The organism is Streptomyces sp. NPDC002888 (genome assembly GCF_042888465.1).
In the GTDB taxonomy this organism is placed as follows: Bacteria; Actinomycetota; Actinomycetes; order Streptomycetales; family Streptomycetaceae; genus Streptomyces.
This window is the reverse complement of record NZ_JBIAPU010000003.1, coordinates 224,044-241,576: the sequence shown is the minus strand read 5'-3', so window position 1 is coordinate 241,576 and position 17,533 is coordinate 224,044. Positions and strand designations below refer to the sequence as shown.

The 17,533-nt window shown below is 70.2% G+C and carries 15 protein-coding genes; 11 read left to right on the top strand and 4 right to left on the bottom strand.

Features of this window, described 5'->3' with window-relative positions:
- Positions 1–3: 3 nt before the first annotated feature.
- The 9 genes from ACFYWX_RS06645 to ACFYWX_RS06605 all read left to right on the top strand — a co-directional run bounded on the left by ACFYWX_RS06645 (position 4) and on the right by ACFYWX_RS06605 (position 10,842).
- Complete coding sequence (locus ACFYWX_RS06645) at positions 4–1,254, top strand: M20 family metallopeptidase (protein ID WP_389422871.1); 1,251 nt, start codon at positions 4–6, stop codon at positions 1,252–1,254.
- A gap of 275 nt (positions 1,255–1,529) precedes the next feature.
- Complete coding sequence (locus ACFYWX_RS06640; protein ID WP_389422870.1) at positions 1,530–2,558, top strand: BMP family protein; 1,029 nt, start codon at positions 1,530–1,532, stop codon at positions 2,556–2,558.
- 508 nt (positions 2,559–3,066) lie between these two features.
- Positions 3,067–4,122, top strand: coding sequence for a BMP family protein (locus ACFYWX_RS06635; protein ID WP_389422869.1), 1,056 nt, complete (start codon positions 3,067–3,069; stop codon positions 4,120–4,122).
- Between the two features lie 224 nt (positions 4,123–4,346).
- Complete coding sequence (locus ACFYWX_RS06630; protein ID WP_389423064.1) at positions 4,347–6,011, top strand: ABC transporter ATP-binding protein; 1,665 nt, start codon at positions 4,347–4,349, stop codon at positions 6,009–6,011.
- Positions 6,008–7,129, top strand: coding sequence for an ABC transporter permease (locus tag ACFYWX_RS06625; protein ID WP_389422868.1), 1,122 nt, complete (start codon positions 6,008–6,010; stop codon positions 7,127–7,129). The genes ACFYWX_RS06630 and ACFYWX_RS06625 overlap by 4 nt, the downstream gene beginning before the upstream one ends.
- On the top strand, positions 7,129–8,388 hold the full coding sequence (locus ACFYWX_RS06620) for an ABC transporter permease (protein WP_389422867.1): 1,260 nt from the start codon (positions 7,129–7,131) through the stop codon (positions 8,386–8,388). The genes ACFYWX_RS06625 and ACFYWX_RS06620 overlap by 1 nt, the downstream gene beginning before the upstream one ends.
- Positions 8,385–8,789 carry a cytidine deaminase gene (locus ACFYWX_RS06615; RefSeq protein ID WP_389422866.1) on the top strand — a complete coding sequence of 135 codons (405 nt, stop codon included), beginning with the start codon at positions 8,385–8,387 and terminating at the stop codon, positions 8,787–8,789. Before ACFYWX_RS06620 ends, ACFYWX_RS06615 begins: the two co-directional genes overlap by 4 nt.
- A gap of 68 nt (positions 8,790–8,857) precedes the next feature.
- On the top strand, positions 8,858–10,141 hold the full coding sequence (locus ACFYWX_RS06610; RefSeq protein WP_389422865.1) for a thymidine phosphorylase: 1,284 nt from the start codon (positions 8,858–8,860) through the stop codon (positions 10,139–10,141).
- A 314-nt stretch (positions 10,142–10,455) separates the two neighbouring features.
- Complete coding sequence (locus ACFYWX_RS06605; protein ID WP_389422864.1) at positions 10,456–10,842, top strand: STAS domain-containing protein; 387 nt, start codon at positions 10,456–10,458, stop codon at positions 10,840–10,842.
- Here ACFYWX_RS06605 and ACFYWX_RS06600 read toward each other — a convergent pair.
- The 3 genes from ACFYWX_RS06600 to ACFYWX_RS06590 all read right to left on the bottom strand — a co-directional run bounded on the left by ACFYWX_RS06600 (position 10,726) and on the right by ACFYWX_RS06590 (position 14,368).
- Positions 10,726–11,739: a sigma-70 family RNA polymerase sigma factor gene (locus ACFYWX_RS06600; RefSeq protein WP_389422863.1), complete on the bottom strand. Its 1,014-nt coding sequence runs from the start codon at positions 11,737–11,739 to the stop codon at positions 10,726–10,728. The two genes, ACFYWX_RS06605 and ACFYWX_RS06600, sit on opposite strands and share 117 nt — an antisense overlap.
- A gap of 109 nt (positions 11,740–11,848) precedes the next feature.
- A complete protein-coding gene (gene dnaN / locus ACFYWX_RS06595) occupies positions 11,849–12,991 on the bottom strand; it encodes a DNA polymerase III subunit beta (protein ID WP_389422862.1) in 1,143 nt (380 codons plus the stop codon).
- A 99-nt stretch (positions 12,992–13,090) separates the two neighbouring features.
- Entirely contained in the window at positions 13,091–14,368 is a 1,278-nt protein-coding gene (locus ACFYWX_RS06590) for an MFS transporter (protein WP_389422861.1), read from the bottom strand.
- A 63-nt stretch (positions 14,369–14,431) separates the two neighbouring features.
- On the opposite strand from ACFYWX_RS06590, the gene ACFYWX_RS06585 reads away from it, so the two are divergent.
- The gene (locus tag ACFYWX_RS06585) at positions 14,432–15,385 is read left to right on the top strand and encodes a LysR family transcriptional regulator (RefSeq protein ID WP_389422860.1); all 954 of its coding nucleotides are present in this window, start codon (positions 14,432–14,434) and stop codon (positions 15,383–15,385) included.
- A 14-nt stretch (positions 15,386–15,399) separates the two neighbouring features.
- On the opposite strand, the gene ACFYWX_RS06580 is transcribed toward ACFYWX_RS06585, so the two are convergent.
- A complete protein-coding gene (locus ACFYWX_RS06580) occupies positions 15,400–16,161 on the bottom strand; it encodes an alpha/beta hydrolase (protein ID WP_389422859.1) in 762 nt (253 codons plus the stop codon).
- 113 nt (positions 16,162–16,274) lie between these two features.
- Here ACFYWX_RS06580 and ACFYWX_RS06575 point away from each other — a divergent pair, with 113 nt between their 5' ends.
- The gene (locus ACFYWX_RS06575; RefSeq protein WP_389422858.1) at positions 16,275–17,438 is read left to right on the top strand and encodes an adenosine deaminase; all 1,164 of its coding nucleotides are present in this window, start codon (positions 16,275–16,277) and stop codon (positions 17,436–17,438) included.
- Positions 17,439–17,533: the final 95 nt, after the last annotated feature.

Genomic DNA, 17,533 nt, shown 5'->3' with positions numbered 1-17,533 from the left:
TTGATGTCCTCAGAGTCCGAGGCCGATTCGGCCGGGGAAGCGCCCCTCGCGGCCCTCCCCGGCGTGCTCCCCGAGGCGCTTGGCGCCGAACTCGTCGCGTTCCGGCGCGACCTGCACATGCACCCCGAACTCGGCAACCAGGAGTTCCGTACGACCGCCGCGATCAAGGCCCGGCTGGAGAAGGCCGGGCTCAAGCCGCGCGTACTCGCCGTCGGGACGGGACTCGTCTGTGACATCGGCGTACCCGACGGAGGCCGGGTCGACGGGGCTCCCATGATCGCCCTGCGGGCCGACATCGACGCCCTGCCCATCCCGGACGTCAAGGCCGAGTGCCCGTACCGCTCCACCGTGCCCGACCGCGCGCACGCCTGCGGACACGACGTGCACACCACCGTCGTCCTCGGGGCCGGCCTGGTCCTCGCCGAGCTGCACCGGCAGGGCCGGCTGCCCCGGCCGGTGCGGCTGGTCTTCCAACCGGCCGAGGAGGTGCTGCCCGGCGGGGCCGCCGACGCCATCGACTGCGGGGTGCTCGAAGGGGTCGGGCGCATGATCGCCGTGCACTGCGACCCGCGCGTCGACGCCGGCAAGGTCGGGCTGCGCAACGGGGCCATCACCTCCGCCTGCGACCGGCTGGAGATCGCCCTCGACGGGCCCGGCGGCCACACCGCGCGACCGCACCTCACCACCGACCTCGTCACCGCTGTCGCCCGCGTCGTCACCGATGTGCCCGCGCTCGTCGGCCGCCGTGTCGACACGCGCGCGGGGCTCGCTGTGACCTGGGGGCGGATCGAGTCCGGTCACGCCCCCAACGTGATCCCGCAGCACGCCGAGCTCTCCGGGACCGTGCGGTGCCTGGACATCGACGCCTGGCGGCAGGCGCCCGACATGGTGGTCGCCGCCATCGACGAGGTCGCCAACCTGCACGGCGCCAAGTCCGAGATCAACTACGTCCGCGGTGTCCCGCCCGTCGTCAACGACGCGGCCGTGACCGACCTGCTGCGGGACGCCCAGGTCGCGCGGCGCGGGGAGGAGTCCGTCGAGAGCACCGAGCAGAGCCTCGGCGGTGAGGACTTCTCCTGGTACCTGGAGCAGGTGCCCGGGGCCATGGCCCGGCTGGGCGTCCGGCCACCGGGGGAGCGCACCGTGCGCGATCTGCACCAGGGCGACTTCGACGTCGACGAGGCGGCCATCAAGGTGGGTGTCGAGCTCTTCACGGCGGCCGTTCTGCTGGACGCGGCGAACCGAACGGCGTAGGCGGAAGGGGTGTCTGTTTGGCACCCCTTCGTCCGTCTGTGTCACGGGGGCGTAACCGCTGGTAAAAGCTTGTAACTCGCTGGCGCCACGAATCGATAACGGCCCCGGAGAACCCCGTTCCCCTGTCCTTCTACGCGCGTTACCGTTCGCGGCAATCGCCACCTGAGGCTGAGGCGGCACAAATTGGGGAAGCGGGCCGGTGACGGTGCCGTGGGGACAAAGGGGTGCTTGTTGTGCGTCTGATCTCTCGGAGGAACAGGTTCTCCCAAGCAGCGGTGACCGTCGCGGTCGTCGCATGCGCGGCCGCCGGCTGCGGCGAGTCCAGCTCGGGCTCGAAGAGCAGCGACACGTCGTCCGGCTCGTACTCCGGCAAGGGCATCGGCCTCGCGTACGACATCGGCGGCAAGGGCGACCAGTCGTTCAACGACGCCGCCTACGCCGGCTTCCAGAAGGCCGAGAAGGAGTTCAAGATCGGCGGCCGGGACGTCGAGCCGCAGGACGGCGAGTCCAACGCCGACAAGGTCCAGCGCCTCACCCAGCTCGCCCAGGCCGGCTACAACCCGGTGATAGGCGTCGGCTTCGTCTACGGACCGGCCGTCAAGGAGGTCGCCGCCAAGTTCCCGAACACCACCTTCGGGGTCATCGACGACGAGACCGCCAAGGCGAAGAACGTCGCCGACATGGTCTTCCACGAGGAGCAGGCCTCCTACCTCGCCGGTGTCGCCGCCGCCAAGGCCACCAAGAAGAACCACATCGGCTTCATCGGCGGCGTCGACATCCCGCTGATCCACAAGTTCGAGGCCGGGTACGTCCAGGGCGCCAAGTCGGTCAACCCGAACATCAAGATCGAGTCGCAGTACCTGACGGAGACCGCCCAGGAGGGTGGCTTCTCCAGCCCCGACAAGGGCAAGGACGCGGCGAGCGGTCAGATCGAGGCGGGCGCCGACGTGCTCTACCACGCGGCGGGCCTGTCCGGTCAGGGCGTGATCTCCGAGGCCGCCGGCAAGAAGGTGTGGGCCATCGGCGTCGACTCCGACCAGTACACGCAGAGCGCGCTGGCCGCGTACAAGGACTACATCCTGGGCTCCGCCCTGAAGAACGTCGGCGGCGCGGTCTACGACCTGGTCAAGTCCGTCCACCAGGGCAAGCCCCTCACCGGCGTCGTCCGCGGCAGCCTCTCCAACAACGGCGTGGGCTTCGCCGACTCCAACCCGAAGTACCAGGCCATGAAGGACGTCGTCGCCGCCGTCGACAAGGCCAAGCAGGACATCGTCGCCGGCAAGATCACGGTCAACACGAAGTAACCCACCGGCGAGACGGGCCCCCGGCGCCGCACAGGCCCCGGGGGCTTCTCCGTGCCGATGCGGGCGGCGCCGTGAGGGGGCGACTCTTCTGGGGGCGGTGGGGCTTGGCCGGTGTGAGCCGCCGCAACGACCCCGGCACAGTCAACTCGCGCTCTCCCGTGATGGCCTTGCCCCGCTCCGGTGCCTACGAGCCAAGGCCCGCTCCCGCCCCGGAGGGGAATGCGAGCCGCCGAGCCCCCCGCCCCGGCGTCCCCGGGCACGGGATCCCCTCGCTCGCCAGGGCGACGAACCCGCTTCCGTGGCCGAATTTCCCCCTGCGGCGCGTATGAGCGGGGTAGCGCTCCGAAGTCGGTGCAGGTGGCGTGGGGTGCCCGGTGGAGGGGTGGCGATCCGTTCAAAACGGTCGGATAACACTGTGGACAGCCGGGTTTCATGTTGAATCTACGCGCGTTACGCTGCGGCGGAACCAGCGCCTGGTACGGGCGCTTGCACAAAGGAGTCTCGTTCCATGCGCCGGGTGTCCCGAATTGCCGCTGCAAGTGTCGCAACCGCGGCCCTCGCTGTCACCGTTTCCGCCTGTGGAAGCTCGTCCACCTCGTCGTCCAACTCGTCCTCCAAGGGTGGCGGCGACAAGGGCCTGGCCCTTGCGTACGACGTCGGCGGCAAGGGCGACCAGTCCTTCAACGACGCCGCCACGGCCGGCCTGGACAAGGCCGACAAGGAGTTCGGCTACAAGAGCACCGCTGTCGAGCCGCAGGACGGCGAGTCGGACGCGGACAAGGTGCAGCGCCTGGAGCAGCTCGCCAAGTCCGGCTACAACCCGGTGATCGGGGTCGGCTTCGCCTACGCGCCGGCCGTCAAGGAGGTCGCCGCCAAGTACCCGAAGATCACCTTCGGCATCGTCGACGACGAGCAGATCAAGGCCGACAACGTCGCCGACCTCGTCTTCCACGAGGAGCAGGCCTCCTACCTCGCCGGTGTCGCGGCCGCCAAGGCCACCAAGACCAACACCGTGGGCTTCGTCGGCGGTGTCGACGTCCCGCTGATCCACAAGTTCGAGGCCGGCTTCAAGCAGGGCGTCGAGGACACCAAGAAGGGCGTCAAGGTCAAGTCGCAGTACCTGACCGAGACCGCCGCCGAGGGCGGCTTCGCCAGCCCCGACAAGGGTGAGAACGCCGCCGAGGGTCAGATAGACGCCGGTGCGGACGTCGTCTACGCCGCCGCCGGTCTCTCCGGCCAGGGTGTCATCAAGGCCGCCAACGCGCACAAGATCTGGGCGGTCGGCGTCGACTCGGACCAGTACAAGCAGGCCGCGCTGGCCAAGTACAAGGACTCGATCCTCACCTCGGCCATGAAGAACGTCGAGGGCGCGGTCTACGAGCTCGCCAAGTCGGTCCACGACAAGAAGCCCCAGACCGGCGTGATCCGCGGCAGCCTCACCAACGGCGGTGTGAGCCTGGCCGACTCCAACCCGGCCTTCGCCGACAACAAGGCGATCCAGGACGCGGTGAAGAAGGCCGAGGAAGGCATCAAGAGCGGCACCATCAAGGTGAAGACCTCCTGACCCTCGAGTTGTGACCCGGTCACAGCTCTTGGCCGGGGAAGCGCTGTAATGGCAGCGTTACGACCACGGAACCGGGCGCGGGGTATGCCTCTCCCGCGCCCCGTTCGCGCGGCAGAATGCTCGGAACGGATCGGGTACCTGAACGGAACCGGTCAGGGCCGGGCACTATTTAAAGCAGGGGCGCTACGCGCGTAGAGTGGCCCCTTTCCCAAGGAGAGTGCGCCATCGACGCGTCCAGCAGCCCTCCGCTCACCGCACAGTCGACGATCGCGGTCGAGTTGGCGGGGATCACCAAACGATTCCCGGGTGTCGTCGCCAACCACGACATTCACCTGACGGTCCGAAAAGGCACCGTGCACGCCCTCGTCGGCGAGAACGGCGCAGGCAAGTCGACGCTGATGAAGATCCTCTACGGCATGCAGAAGCCGGACGAGGGCACCATCGCCGTCGCGGGGAACCAGGTCTCCTTCTCCTCGCCCGCCGACGCCATCGCCCGCGGCATCGGCATGGTCCACCAGCACTTCATGCTGGCCGACAACCTGACCGTGCTGGAGAACGTGGTCCTGGGCAGCGAGAAGCTGCACGGCATCGCAGGCGGCGCCCGCAAGAAGATCAAGGAGATCTCCGACCGCTACGGCCTCGGCGTCCGCCCCGACGCCCTCGTCGAGGACCTCGGTGTCGCCGACCGCCAGCGCGTCGAGATCCTCAAGGTGCTGTTCCGCGGCGCCACCACCCTGATCCTCGACGAGCCGACCGCCGTCCTCGTCCCGCAGGAGGTCGACGCCCTCTTCGAGAACCTGCGCGAACTGAAGTCCGAGGGCCTCTCCGTCATCTTCATCTCGCACAAGCTGGGCGAGGTGCTGTCGGTCGCCGACGAGATCACCGTCATCCGGCGCGGTACGACGGTCGGGTCCGCGGTCCCCTCCGAGACCACCCCGCGCCAGCTCGCCGAGATGATGGTCGGCAGCGAGCTGCCCACCCCGGAGACCGCCGAGTCCACGGTCACCGACAAGGCCGTCGTCCAGGTCGAGAACCTCACCGTCTACGCCGGCGGCGGCGCCTCCGTCGGCTGGGAGGAGGAGCCCGCGGGCGAGGGGCTCACCGAGTTCGCGGGCGGCGGCGACGTCAAGCGCGTCCTCGACGACGTCACCTTCACCATCCACGCCGGTGAGGTCATGGGCATCGCCGGTGTCGAGGGCAACGGCCAGACCGAGCTGATCGACGCGCTGATCGGCACCAAGCACGCCCACTCCGGCACTATCCACTTCCTCGGCGAGGACATCACCCCCTGGCCCACCCGCAAGCGCCGCGAGCAGGGCGTCGGCTACATCCCCGAGGACCGCCACCGCCAGGGCCTGCTCCTGGAGGCCCCGCTCTGGGAGAACCGCATCCTCGGCCACGTCACCGAGGCCCCCAACGCCAAGGGCTTCTGGCTCAACCCCAAGGGCGCCCAGGCCGACACCCGCCGGATCGTCGAGGAGTACGACGTCCGCACCCCCGGCATCGACGTCACCGCCGCCTCCCTCTCCGGCGGCAACCAGCAGAAGCTGATCGTCGGCCGCGAGATGAGCCACAACCCGAAGTTCCTGATCGCCGCCCACCCCACCCGCGGTGTGGACGTCGGCGCGCAGGCCCAGATCTGGGACCGCATCCGCGAGGCCCGCCGCGAGGGCCTGGCAGTCCTGCTGATCTCGGCCGACCTGGACGAGCTCATCGGCCTGTCGGACACCCTCCGCGTGATCTACAACGGCAGGCTGGTCGCGGACGCCGACCCGGCCACCATCACCCCGGAGGAACTCGGCTCGGCCATGACCGGTGCCGCCTCCGGTCACCTGGAACACGCGGAAACCCCTGAGGAAGCTGCCGGCCCGGAGGACGAGGCCCGATGAAGAAGTTCGACAAGGATCGCGTGCTCATCGCGGTGGCCGGCCCGGTCATCGCGCTCGTCGCGGCGATCCTGCTGACGTCGGTCGTGCTGGTCGCGTCCGGCAAGAACCCGTTCGAGCCGTACCGGCTGATGATCGAGCAGGTCGGTTACTCCGACGTGCAGGTGCTGATCATCAACCAGGCGTCGCTGTACTACATCGCCGCACTGGGTGTCGCCCTCGGCTTCCGCATGAACCTGTTCAACATCGGCGTCGACGGCCAGTACCGCCTCGGCGCCATGATGACCGCGGTGGTCGGGGCGCACGTGGCGCTGCCGTCCTTCCTCCAGGTCCCCCTGCTGCTGCTCGTGGGCGCGCTCACCGGCGCGTTCTGGGCGGGCATCGCGGGCGTGCTGAAGGTGACCCGGGGCGTCAGCGAGGTCGTGGCGACGATCATGCTCAACGCGATCGCCACCAGCCTCATCGGCTACCTCACCCTCCGTGAGAACTTCGGCGTCCTGGTCGGCGACAACGTCACGACCGGTGAGATGAAGGAGTCCGGCTGGGTGCCCGGCATCAACCTGGGCGCCGACGTCGGCGAGATCTACGGCCTGGTCTTCCTCGCCATCGCCCTGGGCATCGGCTACTGGCTCGTCCTCAACCGCACCCGCTTCGGCTTCGACCTGCGCGCCACCGGCGAGTCGGAGACGGCCGCCGCGGCCTCCGGCGTCAGCGCCAAGCGCATGGTACTCACCGCCATGCTGATCTCCGGCGCGGTCGCCGGCATCTCCGGCCTGCCCCTGCTGCTGGGCGACGCCCACACCTACAGCCTGAGCTTCCCCGCGGGCCTCGGCTTCACCGCCATCGGCATCGCCCTGCTCGGCCGCAACAACCCGGGCGGCATCGCCCTCGCGGCCCTCCTGTGGGCCTTCCTCGACAAGGCATCTCCCGCCCTCGACTACGCGACCCCGGTGGCGTACGAGAAGGAGATCGCCACGATCATGCAGGGCCTGATCGTCTTCGCGGTCGTCATCTCCTACGAGGCCGTACGCCAGTGGGGTCTGCGCCGCCAGCAGAAGCGGGTCGGCGCCGAGCTCGCCGCGGCCGCCCGGAACACCCAGAAGAAGGAGGTGTCGGCCTGATGAGCACCGCGACCGTCGCCAAGCCGAAGGCGAAGCAGCCCGGCAAGGGCCGCCGCATGTCTCTCCCGGTACTCCTGCTGGTCATCGCGGGCGTGCTGGTCCTCACCTCGGTCGTCCGCCTGATCAGTGGCGCGGACGGCATCACCTCCACCGGCCAGATGTCCACCGCGCTGCGCCTGGCCGTGCCGATCGGCCTCGCGGGCCTCGGCGGTCTGTGGGCCGAGCGCTCGGGCGTCGTCAACATCGGCCTCGAGGGCATGATGATCCTCGGCACCTGGTTCGGCGCCTGGGCCGGCTACCAGTGGGGCCCGTGGACCGGTGTCGTCTTCGGCATCGTCGGCGGTGCCCTCGGCGCCGTCCTGCACGCCATCGCCACGGTGACGTTCAACGTCAACCACATCGTCTCCGGTGTGGCGCTGAACATCCTGGCCCTCGGCACCACCCGCTACCTGTCGAAGTTCACCTTCGAGAACGCCCCGCAGGGCTCCTCCAAGCAGTCCCCGCCGATCGACTCGCTCGGCACCTTCGACATCCCGGGCCTGACCAGCTGGCTGGACACGCTCAACGAGAAGCACTGGTTCCTGATCTCCGACATCGCGGGCCTGATCGGCGGTCTGGTCACCAACCTGTCGCCGCTGACGGTCGTCGCCGTCGCCCTCGTACCCACCACGTGGTACGTGCTGTGGCGCACCGCCTTCGGCCTGCGCCTGCGCTCCTGCGGCGAGAACCCGATCGCGGCCGAGTCCCTCGGTGTGAACGTCTACAAGTACAAGTACATCGCCGTGATCATCTCGGGCGGTTTCGCCGGTCTCGGCGGAGCCTTCCTGTCGATCGTCGCGTCCAACGTGTACCTGGACGGCCAGACCGCCGGCCGTGGCTACATCGGTCTCGCCGCGATGATCTTCGGCAACTGGATGCCGGGCGGACTGGCGCTGGGCGCGGGCCTGTTCGGCTACACCGACAGCCTCAACCTGCGTGGCGGCACGACCAACGTGCACGCGCTGATCCTGCTCATCGCGATCCTGCTGGTGTTCGGGGCGGCGTACCTGGCCTGGAAGAAGAAGGCCGTCAGCGCCGTGGTCACCCTCGTGATCTCGGCAGTGATGTTCCTCTGGTACGTCAGTGTGGACGAGGTCCCGCGCCAGGTCGTCTCCGCGGCCCCGTACGTCGTCACCCTCCTGGTGCTCTCCCTCTCCGCCCAACGGCTGCGCATGCCGAAGGCGGACGGCATGCCGTACCGGAAGGGGCAGGGCAAGTGACCCCCGCCGCCGCCACGGTCGACTGGGAGAAGCTGCGCGCGGTGGCCCGGGACGCCATGTCCCGGGCGTACGCCCCGTACTCCGGCTACCCGGTCGGTGTGGCGGCCCTCGTCGACGACGGGCGGACCGTGTCCGGCTGCAACGTCGAGAACGCCTCGTACGGCCTCGGCCTGTGCGCCGAGTGCGGGCTGGTCTCGGAGCTGCAGAACACCGGCGGCGGCCGGCTCACGCACTTCACCTGCGTGGACGGCGAGGGCGAGGTCCTCGTCCCGTGCGGCCGCTGCCGCCAGCTGCTGTACGAGTTCGGCGGCCCGGGTCTGCTCCTGGAGACCCCGGCGGGAATCCTGCCGCTGTCGGAGATGCTGCCCCAGGCCTTCGGGCCGGGCCATCTCAGCAAGTGACTCCCGTGCGGCCCCTCTGAAGCACTCAGGGGGGTCGCGCATTTTTCTGAACGTTCGGAAGGAAAGCCATGGCCATGGACGCCATCTCCGTCATCCGCACCAAGCGGGACCGCGGTGAGCTCAGCGACGAGCAGATCGACTGGGTCATCGACGCGTACACGCGCGGCGAGGTCGCCGACGAGCAGATGTCGGCGCTTGCGATGGCCATCCTGCTCAACGGCATGAACCGTCGCGAGATCGCCCGCTGGACGGCCGCGATGATCGCCTCGGGCGAGCGCATGGACTTCTCGTCACTGTCCCGCCCGACCGCCGACAAGCACTCCACGGGTGGCGTCGGCGACAAGATCACGCTGCCCCTGGCCCCGCTGGTGGCGGCCTGCGGCGCGGCGGTCCCGCAGCTCTCGGGCCGCGGCCTCGGCCACACGGGCGGCACGCTGGACAAGCTGGAGTCGATCCCGGGCTGGCGTCCCCAGCTCTCCAACGAGGAGATGCTGCACGTCCTGGACACCACCGGCGCGGTGATCTGCGCGGCGGGCGACGGCCTCGCCCCCGCGGACAAGAAGCTGTACGCGCTCCGTGACGTCACCGGCACGGTCGAGGCCATCCCTCTGATCGCTTCCTCGATCATGTCGAAGAAGATCGCCGAGGGAACGGGCTCCCTGGTCCTGGACGTGAAGGTCGGCACGGGCGCCTTCATGAAGACCCTGGACGACGCGCGCGAGCTGGCCTCCACGATGGTGGGCCTGGGCACGGACCACGGCGTGAAGACGGTCGCGCTGCTGACGGACATGTCCACCCCCCTCGGCCTGACGGCGGGCAACGCCCTTGAGGTCCGCGAGTCGGTCGAGGTCCTGGCGGGCGGCGGCCCGGCGGACGTGGTCGAGCTGACGATCGCCCTCGCCCGCGAGATGCTGGACGCGGCGGGAGTGAAGGACGCGGACCCGGCGAAGGCCCTGTCCGACGGCTCCGCGATGGACGTCTGGCGCCGCATGATCGCCGCGCAGGGTGGCGACCCGGACGCGCCCCTGCCGACCTCTCGCGAGCAGCACGTGGTGAAGGCCTCGGCCTCCGGCGTCCTCACCCGCCTCGACGCCTACGACATCGGCATCGCCGCCTGGCGCCTGGGCGCGGGCCGCGCACGCAAGGAGGACCTGGTGCAGGCAGGCGCCGGCGTCGAGCTGCACGCCAAGCCCGGCGACACGGTCACGGAGGGCCAGCCCCTCCTGACCCTCCACACGGACACCCCGGAGCGCTTCGAGTACGCACTCCAGGCGGTGCAGGGCTCGTACGACATCGGTGCGGCCGGGACGGAGTTCACCGCCTCTCCGGTGGTACTGGAACGTATAGCCTGACCTGGAGCTTTCCCATTCGGGTGAACGGGATCGGTGGACCCACGCCGGTCCCGTTCGGCATGCTGGGATCGGTGACGCACCGATAGGAGACCGACGTGAGCGCACTCACCGTCGACCACTCGACGGCCGGCGGCCAAGAGTGGGATGACCTCGTCCCGGTGGTCCCACGGTCACGCTGTACGGCGAACCCCAGCGCGACGTCTACCGGGTGCTGAGCGCCGGCAAGTTCGGCGACACGATCGCGTTGCCCCAGCCGTTCGGGTTCAACCTGGACACCAGCGAGTTCCCGACCCCGTGGGGCTCACCCCGCCCCGATGAGTTGTGGCCCCCCGCCCGGTCTACCGATCGTGGATGCCACGACACCGCCCGTACTCGTACTCGCCGGCCCCGTCACCCGGGAGGAGGTGACGCGGGTCTGTGACGGTGTGAGGGCGTTGATCGCGGCCACGGGTGCCGGGGTCGTCGTATGTGATGTGGGAGGGCTCGGGCCACCAGGTCTTGGGATCGTCGAGCTGCTCGCTCGGCTTCAGCTCGGCGCGCGCCGGGCGGGGGGACGGATACGGCTCCGCGACCCCGATCCGGGGCTACACGCTCTGCTCGACCTGGTCGGGCTTCGGTTCGAGGTGGAGGGGGAGGTCGAAGAGGGGGAACCAGCGCTGGGTGTCGAGGAAGCAGTGGAACCCGGTGATGCGGCCGTCTGAGAGTTCCAGGACCTGGACGGCCCAGGCCGTGTGGCCGCCCTTTTCCTCGTCGGGCTTGTACTGGGCGAAGCCCGGGAGGCCGTTGACCTGGACCGGCAGCAGGTGGGAGTTCTCGCAGGCGGAGCCGAGGGTGGTCATGAAGCCGGTGATGTCGCCGGGGCCGCGCAGCCAGAGGTCGAACGGCGGCATCGTCATGATGGCGTCCTCGTGGAGGAGGGCGGTCAGGGCCGTCATGTCGTAGCCCTCGAAGGCCGCCACGTAGCGCTCGAGGAGCTTCTGCTGTTCGTCGTCCAGGGGGTCCGAGACGGAGCCCTCGGGGCTCTGGGCGTCCCGATCGGCGAGGGTCGCTCGGGCCCGCTGCAACGCGCTGTTGACCGACGCGACCGAGGTGTCGAGCAGCTCGGCGACCTCGCTCGCCTTCCAGGCCAGCACCTCACGCAGGATCAGCACGGCGCGCTGTTTCGGCGGCAGCTGCTGGAGCGCCGCCATGAAGGCCAGGCGGACCGACTCCTTGGCCACGGCCGCATCCGCCGGGTCCTCCACGGTGGGCAGCACCCGGGTGTCCGGCATCGGTTCCAGCCAGGTGTGGTCGGGCCGGGGGGAGAGGGCTGCCTGGGCGAGCGGGGTGGACTCGCTGAGGTCCATCGGCCGGGCGCGCCTGTTGCCCGCCGTCAGCATGTCCAGGCACACGTTCGTCGCGATGCGGTAGAGCCACGAGCGCAGGCTGGAGCGGCCCTCGAACTTCTCGTAGTTCCGCCAGGCGCGGACCATGGTGTCCTGCACCGCGTCCTCGGCCTCGAAGGAGGAACCCAGCATGCGGTAGCAGTACCCGGTCAGTTCGACCCGGTGTTTCTCCAGTTGGAGATCGATGTCTGTCGTCGCCGTGCCGTTGCTCATCGTCGTCCACCCACCCCTGTGGCCGTTCTGTCACGCGCCTGTGCGCCCAGTACTTCGGAAGCTACCGCACCCCACTGACAATGGCCCCCGGAGCGCACGAAAGCCCAGCTCAGACCAGTTGTCGTACGGACATGAGCAGATGCCGCTGAGACCCGTCCGCGACCCCGTCCGCCGTGACCGTCTCCAGCAGCGCCCGCTGCCCCGCCCCCAGCAGCGCGAGCCGCACCCGGGGCGCCTCGAAGGAGTTCAGCGCGTCCAGCAGGTACGCCGGGTTGAACGCCACCGTGACCTCCTCGGCGCCGCTCAGCGAGGCCGGCAGCCGCTGTGCCGCCACGTCGTCGCCGTACCCGGCGCGCAGCAGCACGGACCCCGGGCCGGGCCCGCCCGAGAAGTCCAGCCGCACGGGGCTGTTCGCCTCCGCCACCACCGCGACCCGCCGCACCGCCTCCCGCAGCTCCTCGCACCCCACCTCGGTGACCGCCGCCCCCGCCGTGTCGAACAGCGACCCGTACGCGGGCAGCCGCCCGTCCAGCTGCCGTACGACACTCCGCATCCCGCCGCCCTCGAACCCGGCCAGACCACCGCCCGCCGTGGCGTCCAGCCCGATCCGTACGTCACCGCACCGGGCCAGTGACCGGGCGACGTCGAGCAGCCGGCGCGCGGGCAGCAGCGCCTCCACCTCGCCCTCGGCCGCCCTCGCCTCCGGCTTCCACTCCAGCCGCCGTACCGCGTACCGGTAGCGGTCCGAGGCGGCCAGCGTCATCGTGTCCCCGGCCAGCCGCAGCTGGACCCCGGTGAGCACGGGAAGCGTGTCGTCGCGGCCCGCCGCCACGGCGACCTGGCCGACGGCGGCCGCGAAGGCGGCGGCGTCCACGGAGCCGTACACCTCGGGCGGCAGCGGCGGTGTCGGGTACTCCTCGCGGGGCAGCGTCGACAGGCCGAACCGCGTGCCGCCCGCCTCCACCGTGAACCGCGTGCCCTCCAGGGCGCAGCTCACCGGCCCGTCCGGCAGCACCTTGCAGATGTCCAGCAGTCTGCGCCCCAGCACGAGCACCGCACCGTCCGCCGCGACCTCCGCGTCGGTGTCGATGCGCGCCGCCGTCTCGAAGTCGAACCCCGAGACGCTCAGCCGGCCCGCCGTCGCCTCCAGCAGCAGTCCGCCCAGCACCGGCACGGGCGTACGGGCGGGCAGCGCGCGTGCCGCCCATCCGACCGCCTCGGCGAGGACCCCGCGCTCGACCCGGAACTCCATGAACAAACCCCCTGCTCGGCCCAGTTGACCCGTGGACGCTATCCGCGCCCACTGACAACCGGCCCCGAGCAGGGGGAAGGTACCCGCAGAGGGAAGGAATCAGGCAGCCAGCAGCTGCCGACGTCGCTCCACCCGGGCCGCCCGCGACCCGAAGACGGTGATCGTCACGACTCCGAGGATCGCCAGCACACCGACGCCGACCGTTCCGGCCCAGCCGCCCGCGTGGAAGGCGATCGCGCCGACCGAGCTGCCCGCGCTGGAGCCGATGTAGTACGCCGACTGGTAGAGCGCGGAGGCCTGCGCGCGGCCGGTCGTGGCCGTCTTGCTGACCGCCGAGGACGCCACCGCGTGGCCCGCGAAGAAGCCCGCCGTGATGAGGACCAGGCCCAGCAGCACCAGCGGCAGGGAGTCGGCCAGGGAGAGCAGCAGGCCCGTAGCCGTCGTGCCGCCCCCCAGGTACAGGGCGCCCCGGCGGCCGAACCGGCCCACCAGCCGGCCCGCGGTCGACGCCGACAACGTGCCCACCAGGTACACCAGGAAGATCGAGCCGACGATGCCCTGCGGCAGGGAGAACGGGGCCTCCGTCAGGCGGTAGCCGATGACCGTGTACACACCGCCGAAGACCGTCATGAAGAGCGCGCCGATCGCGTACAGGCGGCGCAGCAGCGGGTTGGACAGGTGGTCGCGGACCGTACGGGCCAGGACGCGGGGCCGCAGCGAGCCCGGCGCGAAGTGCTTCGGGGCGGGAAGCAGCAGCCGGAAGGCCACCGCGCACGCCACCGCGAGGGCGCCGATCACGCCGACGGCGACCCGCCAGCCCCACTCCTGCGCGACCCACCCGGTGATGACCCGGCCGCTCATGCCGCCGACGCTGTTGCCCGCGACGAACAGGCCGATCGCCGTGATCAGGGCCTTCGGCCGGACCTCCTCGGCGAGGTAGGCGGTCGCCGAGGCCGGCAGACCGGCCAGCGCGGCGCCCTGCAGCGCCCGCAGCACGACCAGGACGCCCAGCGAGGGAGCGAAGGGAACCAGCAGTCCGATACTCACCGCGACCGCGAGCGACGCCGTCATGACCGCACGCCGCCCGAACCGCTCCGACAGCGCGCTCATCGGCAGCACGAACACCGCCAGACCGCCCGTCGCGGCCGCCACCGTCCAGCTCGCCTCGCTCGCCGCGACCCCGAACTCGCCGGAGATCAACGGCAGCAGGGCCTGGGTGGAGTAGAGCAGCGCGAAGGTCGCGACGCCCGCGAGGAAGAGCGCGAAACTCATCCGGCGGTAGCCGGGCCCGCCCGGGGCCATACGGGAGTCGGTGACGGCGGGAACGGAAGCGGTGGCGCCCACGACGGTGGACGCCCCGGTATCGGCGGGAGTCATGCTTCGACGGTACGGACGCACCGGATCATCCGTCCAATGCATGGAATCGGCATAATCGTTCCCATGGTGCATCAACCGAGGTCACAGCAGCGACTGTCACCAAGCAGTGACACAGAAGACATGACCATGTTGCTGGCTCCCCGCCTCGCCCACTTCGCCGGGGTCGCCCGCACCGAGCACGTCACGCGCGCCGCCCAGGAGATGAACGTCCCCCAGTCCACCCTCTCCCGCGCGATGGTCCGCCTCGAACAGGATCTGGGCGTCGACCTGTTCGCCCGCCACGGCCGTACGGTCTCCCTGACCCCCGCCGGCCACACCTTCCTCGCCTCCGTCGAACGCGCCCTCGCCGAGATCGAGCGCGCCGCCGAGGAGGTCCGCGCGGACGCCGACCCCGCCACCGGCAAGGTCGCCTTCGGCTTCCTGCACACCATGGGCGCCGAAACCGTCCCCGGCCTCCTGCACGACTTCCGCGCCGACCACCCCGGCGTCCGCTTCAGCCTCGTCCAGAACTACGGCGAGGCCATGATCGAACGCCTCCGCGCCGGCGAGCTCGACCTCTGCCTCACCTCGCCCGTTCCCGACGCCCCCGACCTGGTCGCACGCCGCCTCGACGAACAGAAACTCCGCCTGGTGGTCCCCGCCGACCACCGCCTCGCCGGCCGCCGACGCATCCGCCTCGCCGAGGCGTCCGACGAAACCTTCGTCACCCTCGAACCCGGCTACGGCCTGCGCCGCATCACCGACGACCTCTGCCGGGAGGCCGGCTTCACCCCGCGCATCGCCTTCGAGGGCGAGGAGGCGGAGACACTGCGCGGCCTCGTGGCGGCGGGTCTCGGAGTCGCCCTCCTGCCTCCGCCCGCCGTCCCCCGCCCCGGCGTGGTGGAACTGACGGTCACGGGCCAGCGAGCGGTACGGGAAATCGGCGTGGCCTGGCTGGCGGGCCGACCGGACACACCCCCGGTGGCGGCGTTCAAGGCGTTCCTGCTGTCCAGACGAGGCCAACTCCTGCCCGCCTGAGAGGGCACCCCGCGCTACCGCCGCAACGACTTCCCGAACCCGGAAGCCAACGGCATCCGCAACCCCAACGGCGGCGGAGCGGCCAGCGCGTCCTCGACCGGCCTCGAGAACGAACGCCCGAACAGCACCCCCATCACGAAGTCCGCGGCGAGCGCGTGCACTTCATCCCGGTACTGCTGCAACCCGTGCCCGTCGGAATGAACCTCGAACCGGCACACCTCCCGGTTCGCCTTCTTCGCCCGCGCCGCCAGCCGAAACGACAACTCCGGATCACTGCGCTCGTCGTTCGTGCCGTGCACGATCAACACCCGCCGCCCCACCAACTGCTTCACCGGTTCGGGTGCCACCGCCACATCCTCCTCCGGCAGCCAGGGAGCAATCGCCAGCACGGAGTTGACGGCATCGTGTCCACCGGCGTGCAGCGCGGCCCGCCCGCCCATCCCGAGGCCCACAAGACAGACGGGCACATCCCCATAACGCCGTACGGCCTCGTCCGCGCCCCAGGCCGCGTCCCGCGCGAGATGCGCCTCGCTCCCGTTCCATCCGCGGTAGCGGTAGTGCACGACATGGGTGGCCAGACCCTCCTCCCGCCCCCGGAGGGAAAGGCGGCGCCCGAGCGCGCGCACGGACGCGGCCGCGAACATCGGGGACGGCCTGCGGTCGGAGACCTCATCGCCGCCGGGGAGCAGCAGCACCACGCCGCTCACCGTCGTCGGCTCCGGCCCGATCGCCTTGCCCAGCCGGGCCGTTCGGGCCGGCGTCGCTTGCTGTGCCATGACAGAACAGTGTCAGAAGCGCCGGTGTACGCCACTAGTACGCGCGGTCACCGTTACGTATCGACGGATTCGCACAACGAGCCATCTACGCGCGTAGGCGTTACAGTGCGAAAATGACGAGCCAGACTGACCGGACGGGAACCACCCCGAGCTCGGACCAGATCCGCCGGGCGCCCAAGGTTCTGCTGCACGACCACCTCGACGGCGGGCTGCGCCCCGCCACGATCGTGGACCTCGCCCGGGAGACCGGGTACTCCCAGCTCCCCGAGGCCGACCCCGACGCGCTCGGCGTCTGGTTCCGCGAGGCCGCCGACTCGGGCTCCCTGGAGCGGTATCTGGAGACCTTCTCGCACACGGTCGGGGTCATGCAGACCCGGGACGCGCTCGTCCGGGTCGCCGCCGAGTGCGCCGAGGACCTCGCCGCGGACGGCGTCGTCTACGCCGAGGTGCGCTACGCGCCCGAGCAGCACCTGGAGGGCGGGCTGAGCCTCGAAGAGGTCGTCGAGGCCGTCAACGAGGGCTTCCGGGAGGGTGAGCGGCGGGCCAGGGAGAACGGCCACCGCATCCGGGTCGGCGCCCTGCTCACCGCGATGCGGCACGCCGCCCGCGCCCTGGAGATCGCCGAACTCGCCAACCGCTACCGCGACCTGGGTGTCGTCGGCTTCGACATCGCGGGCGCCGAGGCCGGCTACCCGCCCACCCGGCACCTGGACGCCTTCGAGTACCTCAAGCGCGAGAACAACCACTTCACCATCCACGCCGGCGAGGCCTTCGGACTGCCCTCCATCTGGCAGGCCCTGCAGTGGTGCGGCGCCGACCGGCTCGGGCACGGCGTGCGGATCATCGACGACATCCAGGTCCACGAGGACGGCTCGGTGAAGCTCGGCCGGCTCGCCAGCTACGTCCGGGACAAGCGCATCCCGCTGGAGCTGTGCCCCAGCTCCAACCTCCAGACCGGGGCGGCGGCCTCGTACGCCGAGCACCCCATCGGACTGCTGCGCCGGCTCCACTTCCGGGCGACCGTGAACACGGACAACCGTCTGATGTCAGGGACGAGTATGAGCCAGGAATTCGAGCACCTTGTCGATGCATTCGGTTACACGCTCGACGACATCCAGTGGTTCTCCGTCAATGCGATGAAATCAGCGTTCATTCCTTTCGATGAACGACTCGCGATGATCAATGACGTGATCAAGCCCGGATACGCGGAGCTGAAATCCGAATGGCTGTTCCAGCAGACTGCTTCCACCAGCGGTTCTGTTGGATCGGAGGAGTGATCGGCGGATAGTGCGGGATCGAAATGCGGAGACGTATTCACAATCCGTCCGCATTTCGATGTTTGCGGCGGGTGCGGTCGCGTGTTTACGGTCGG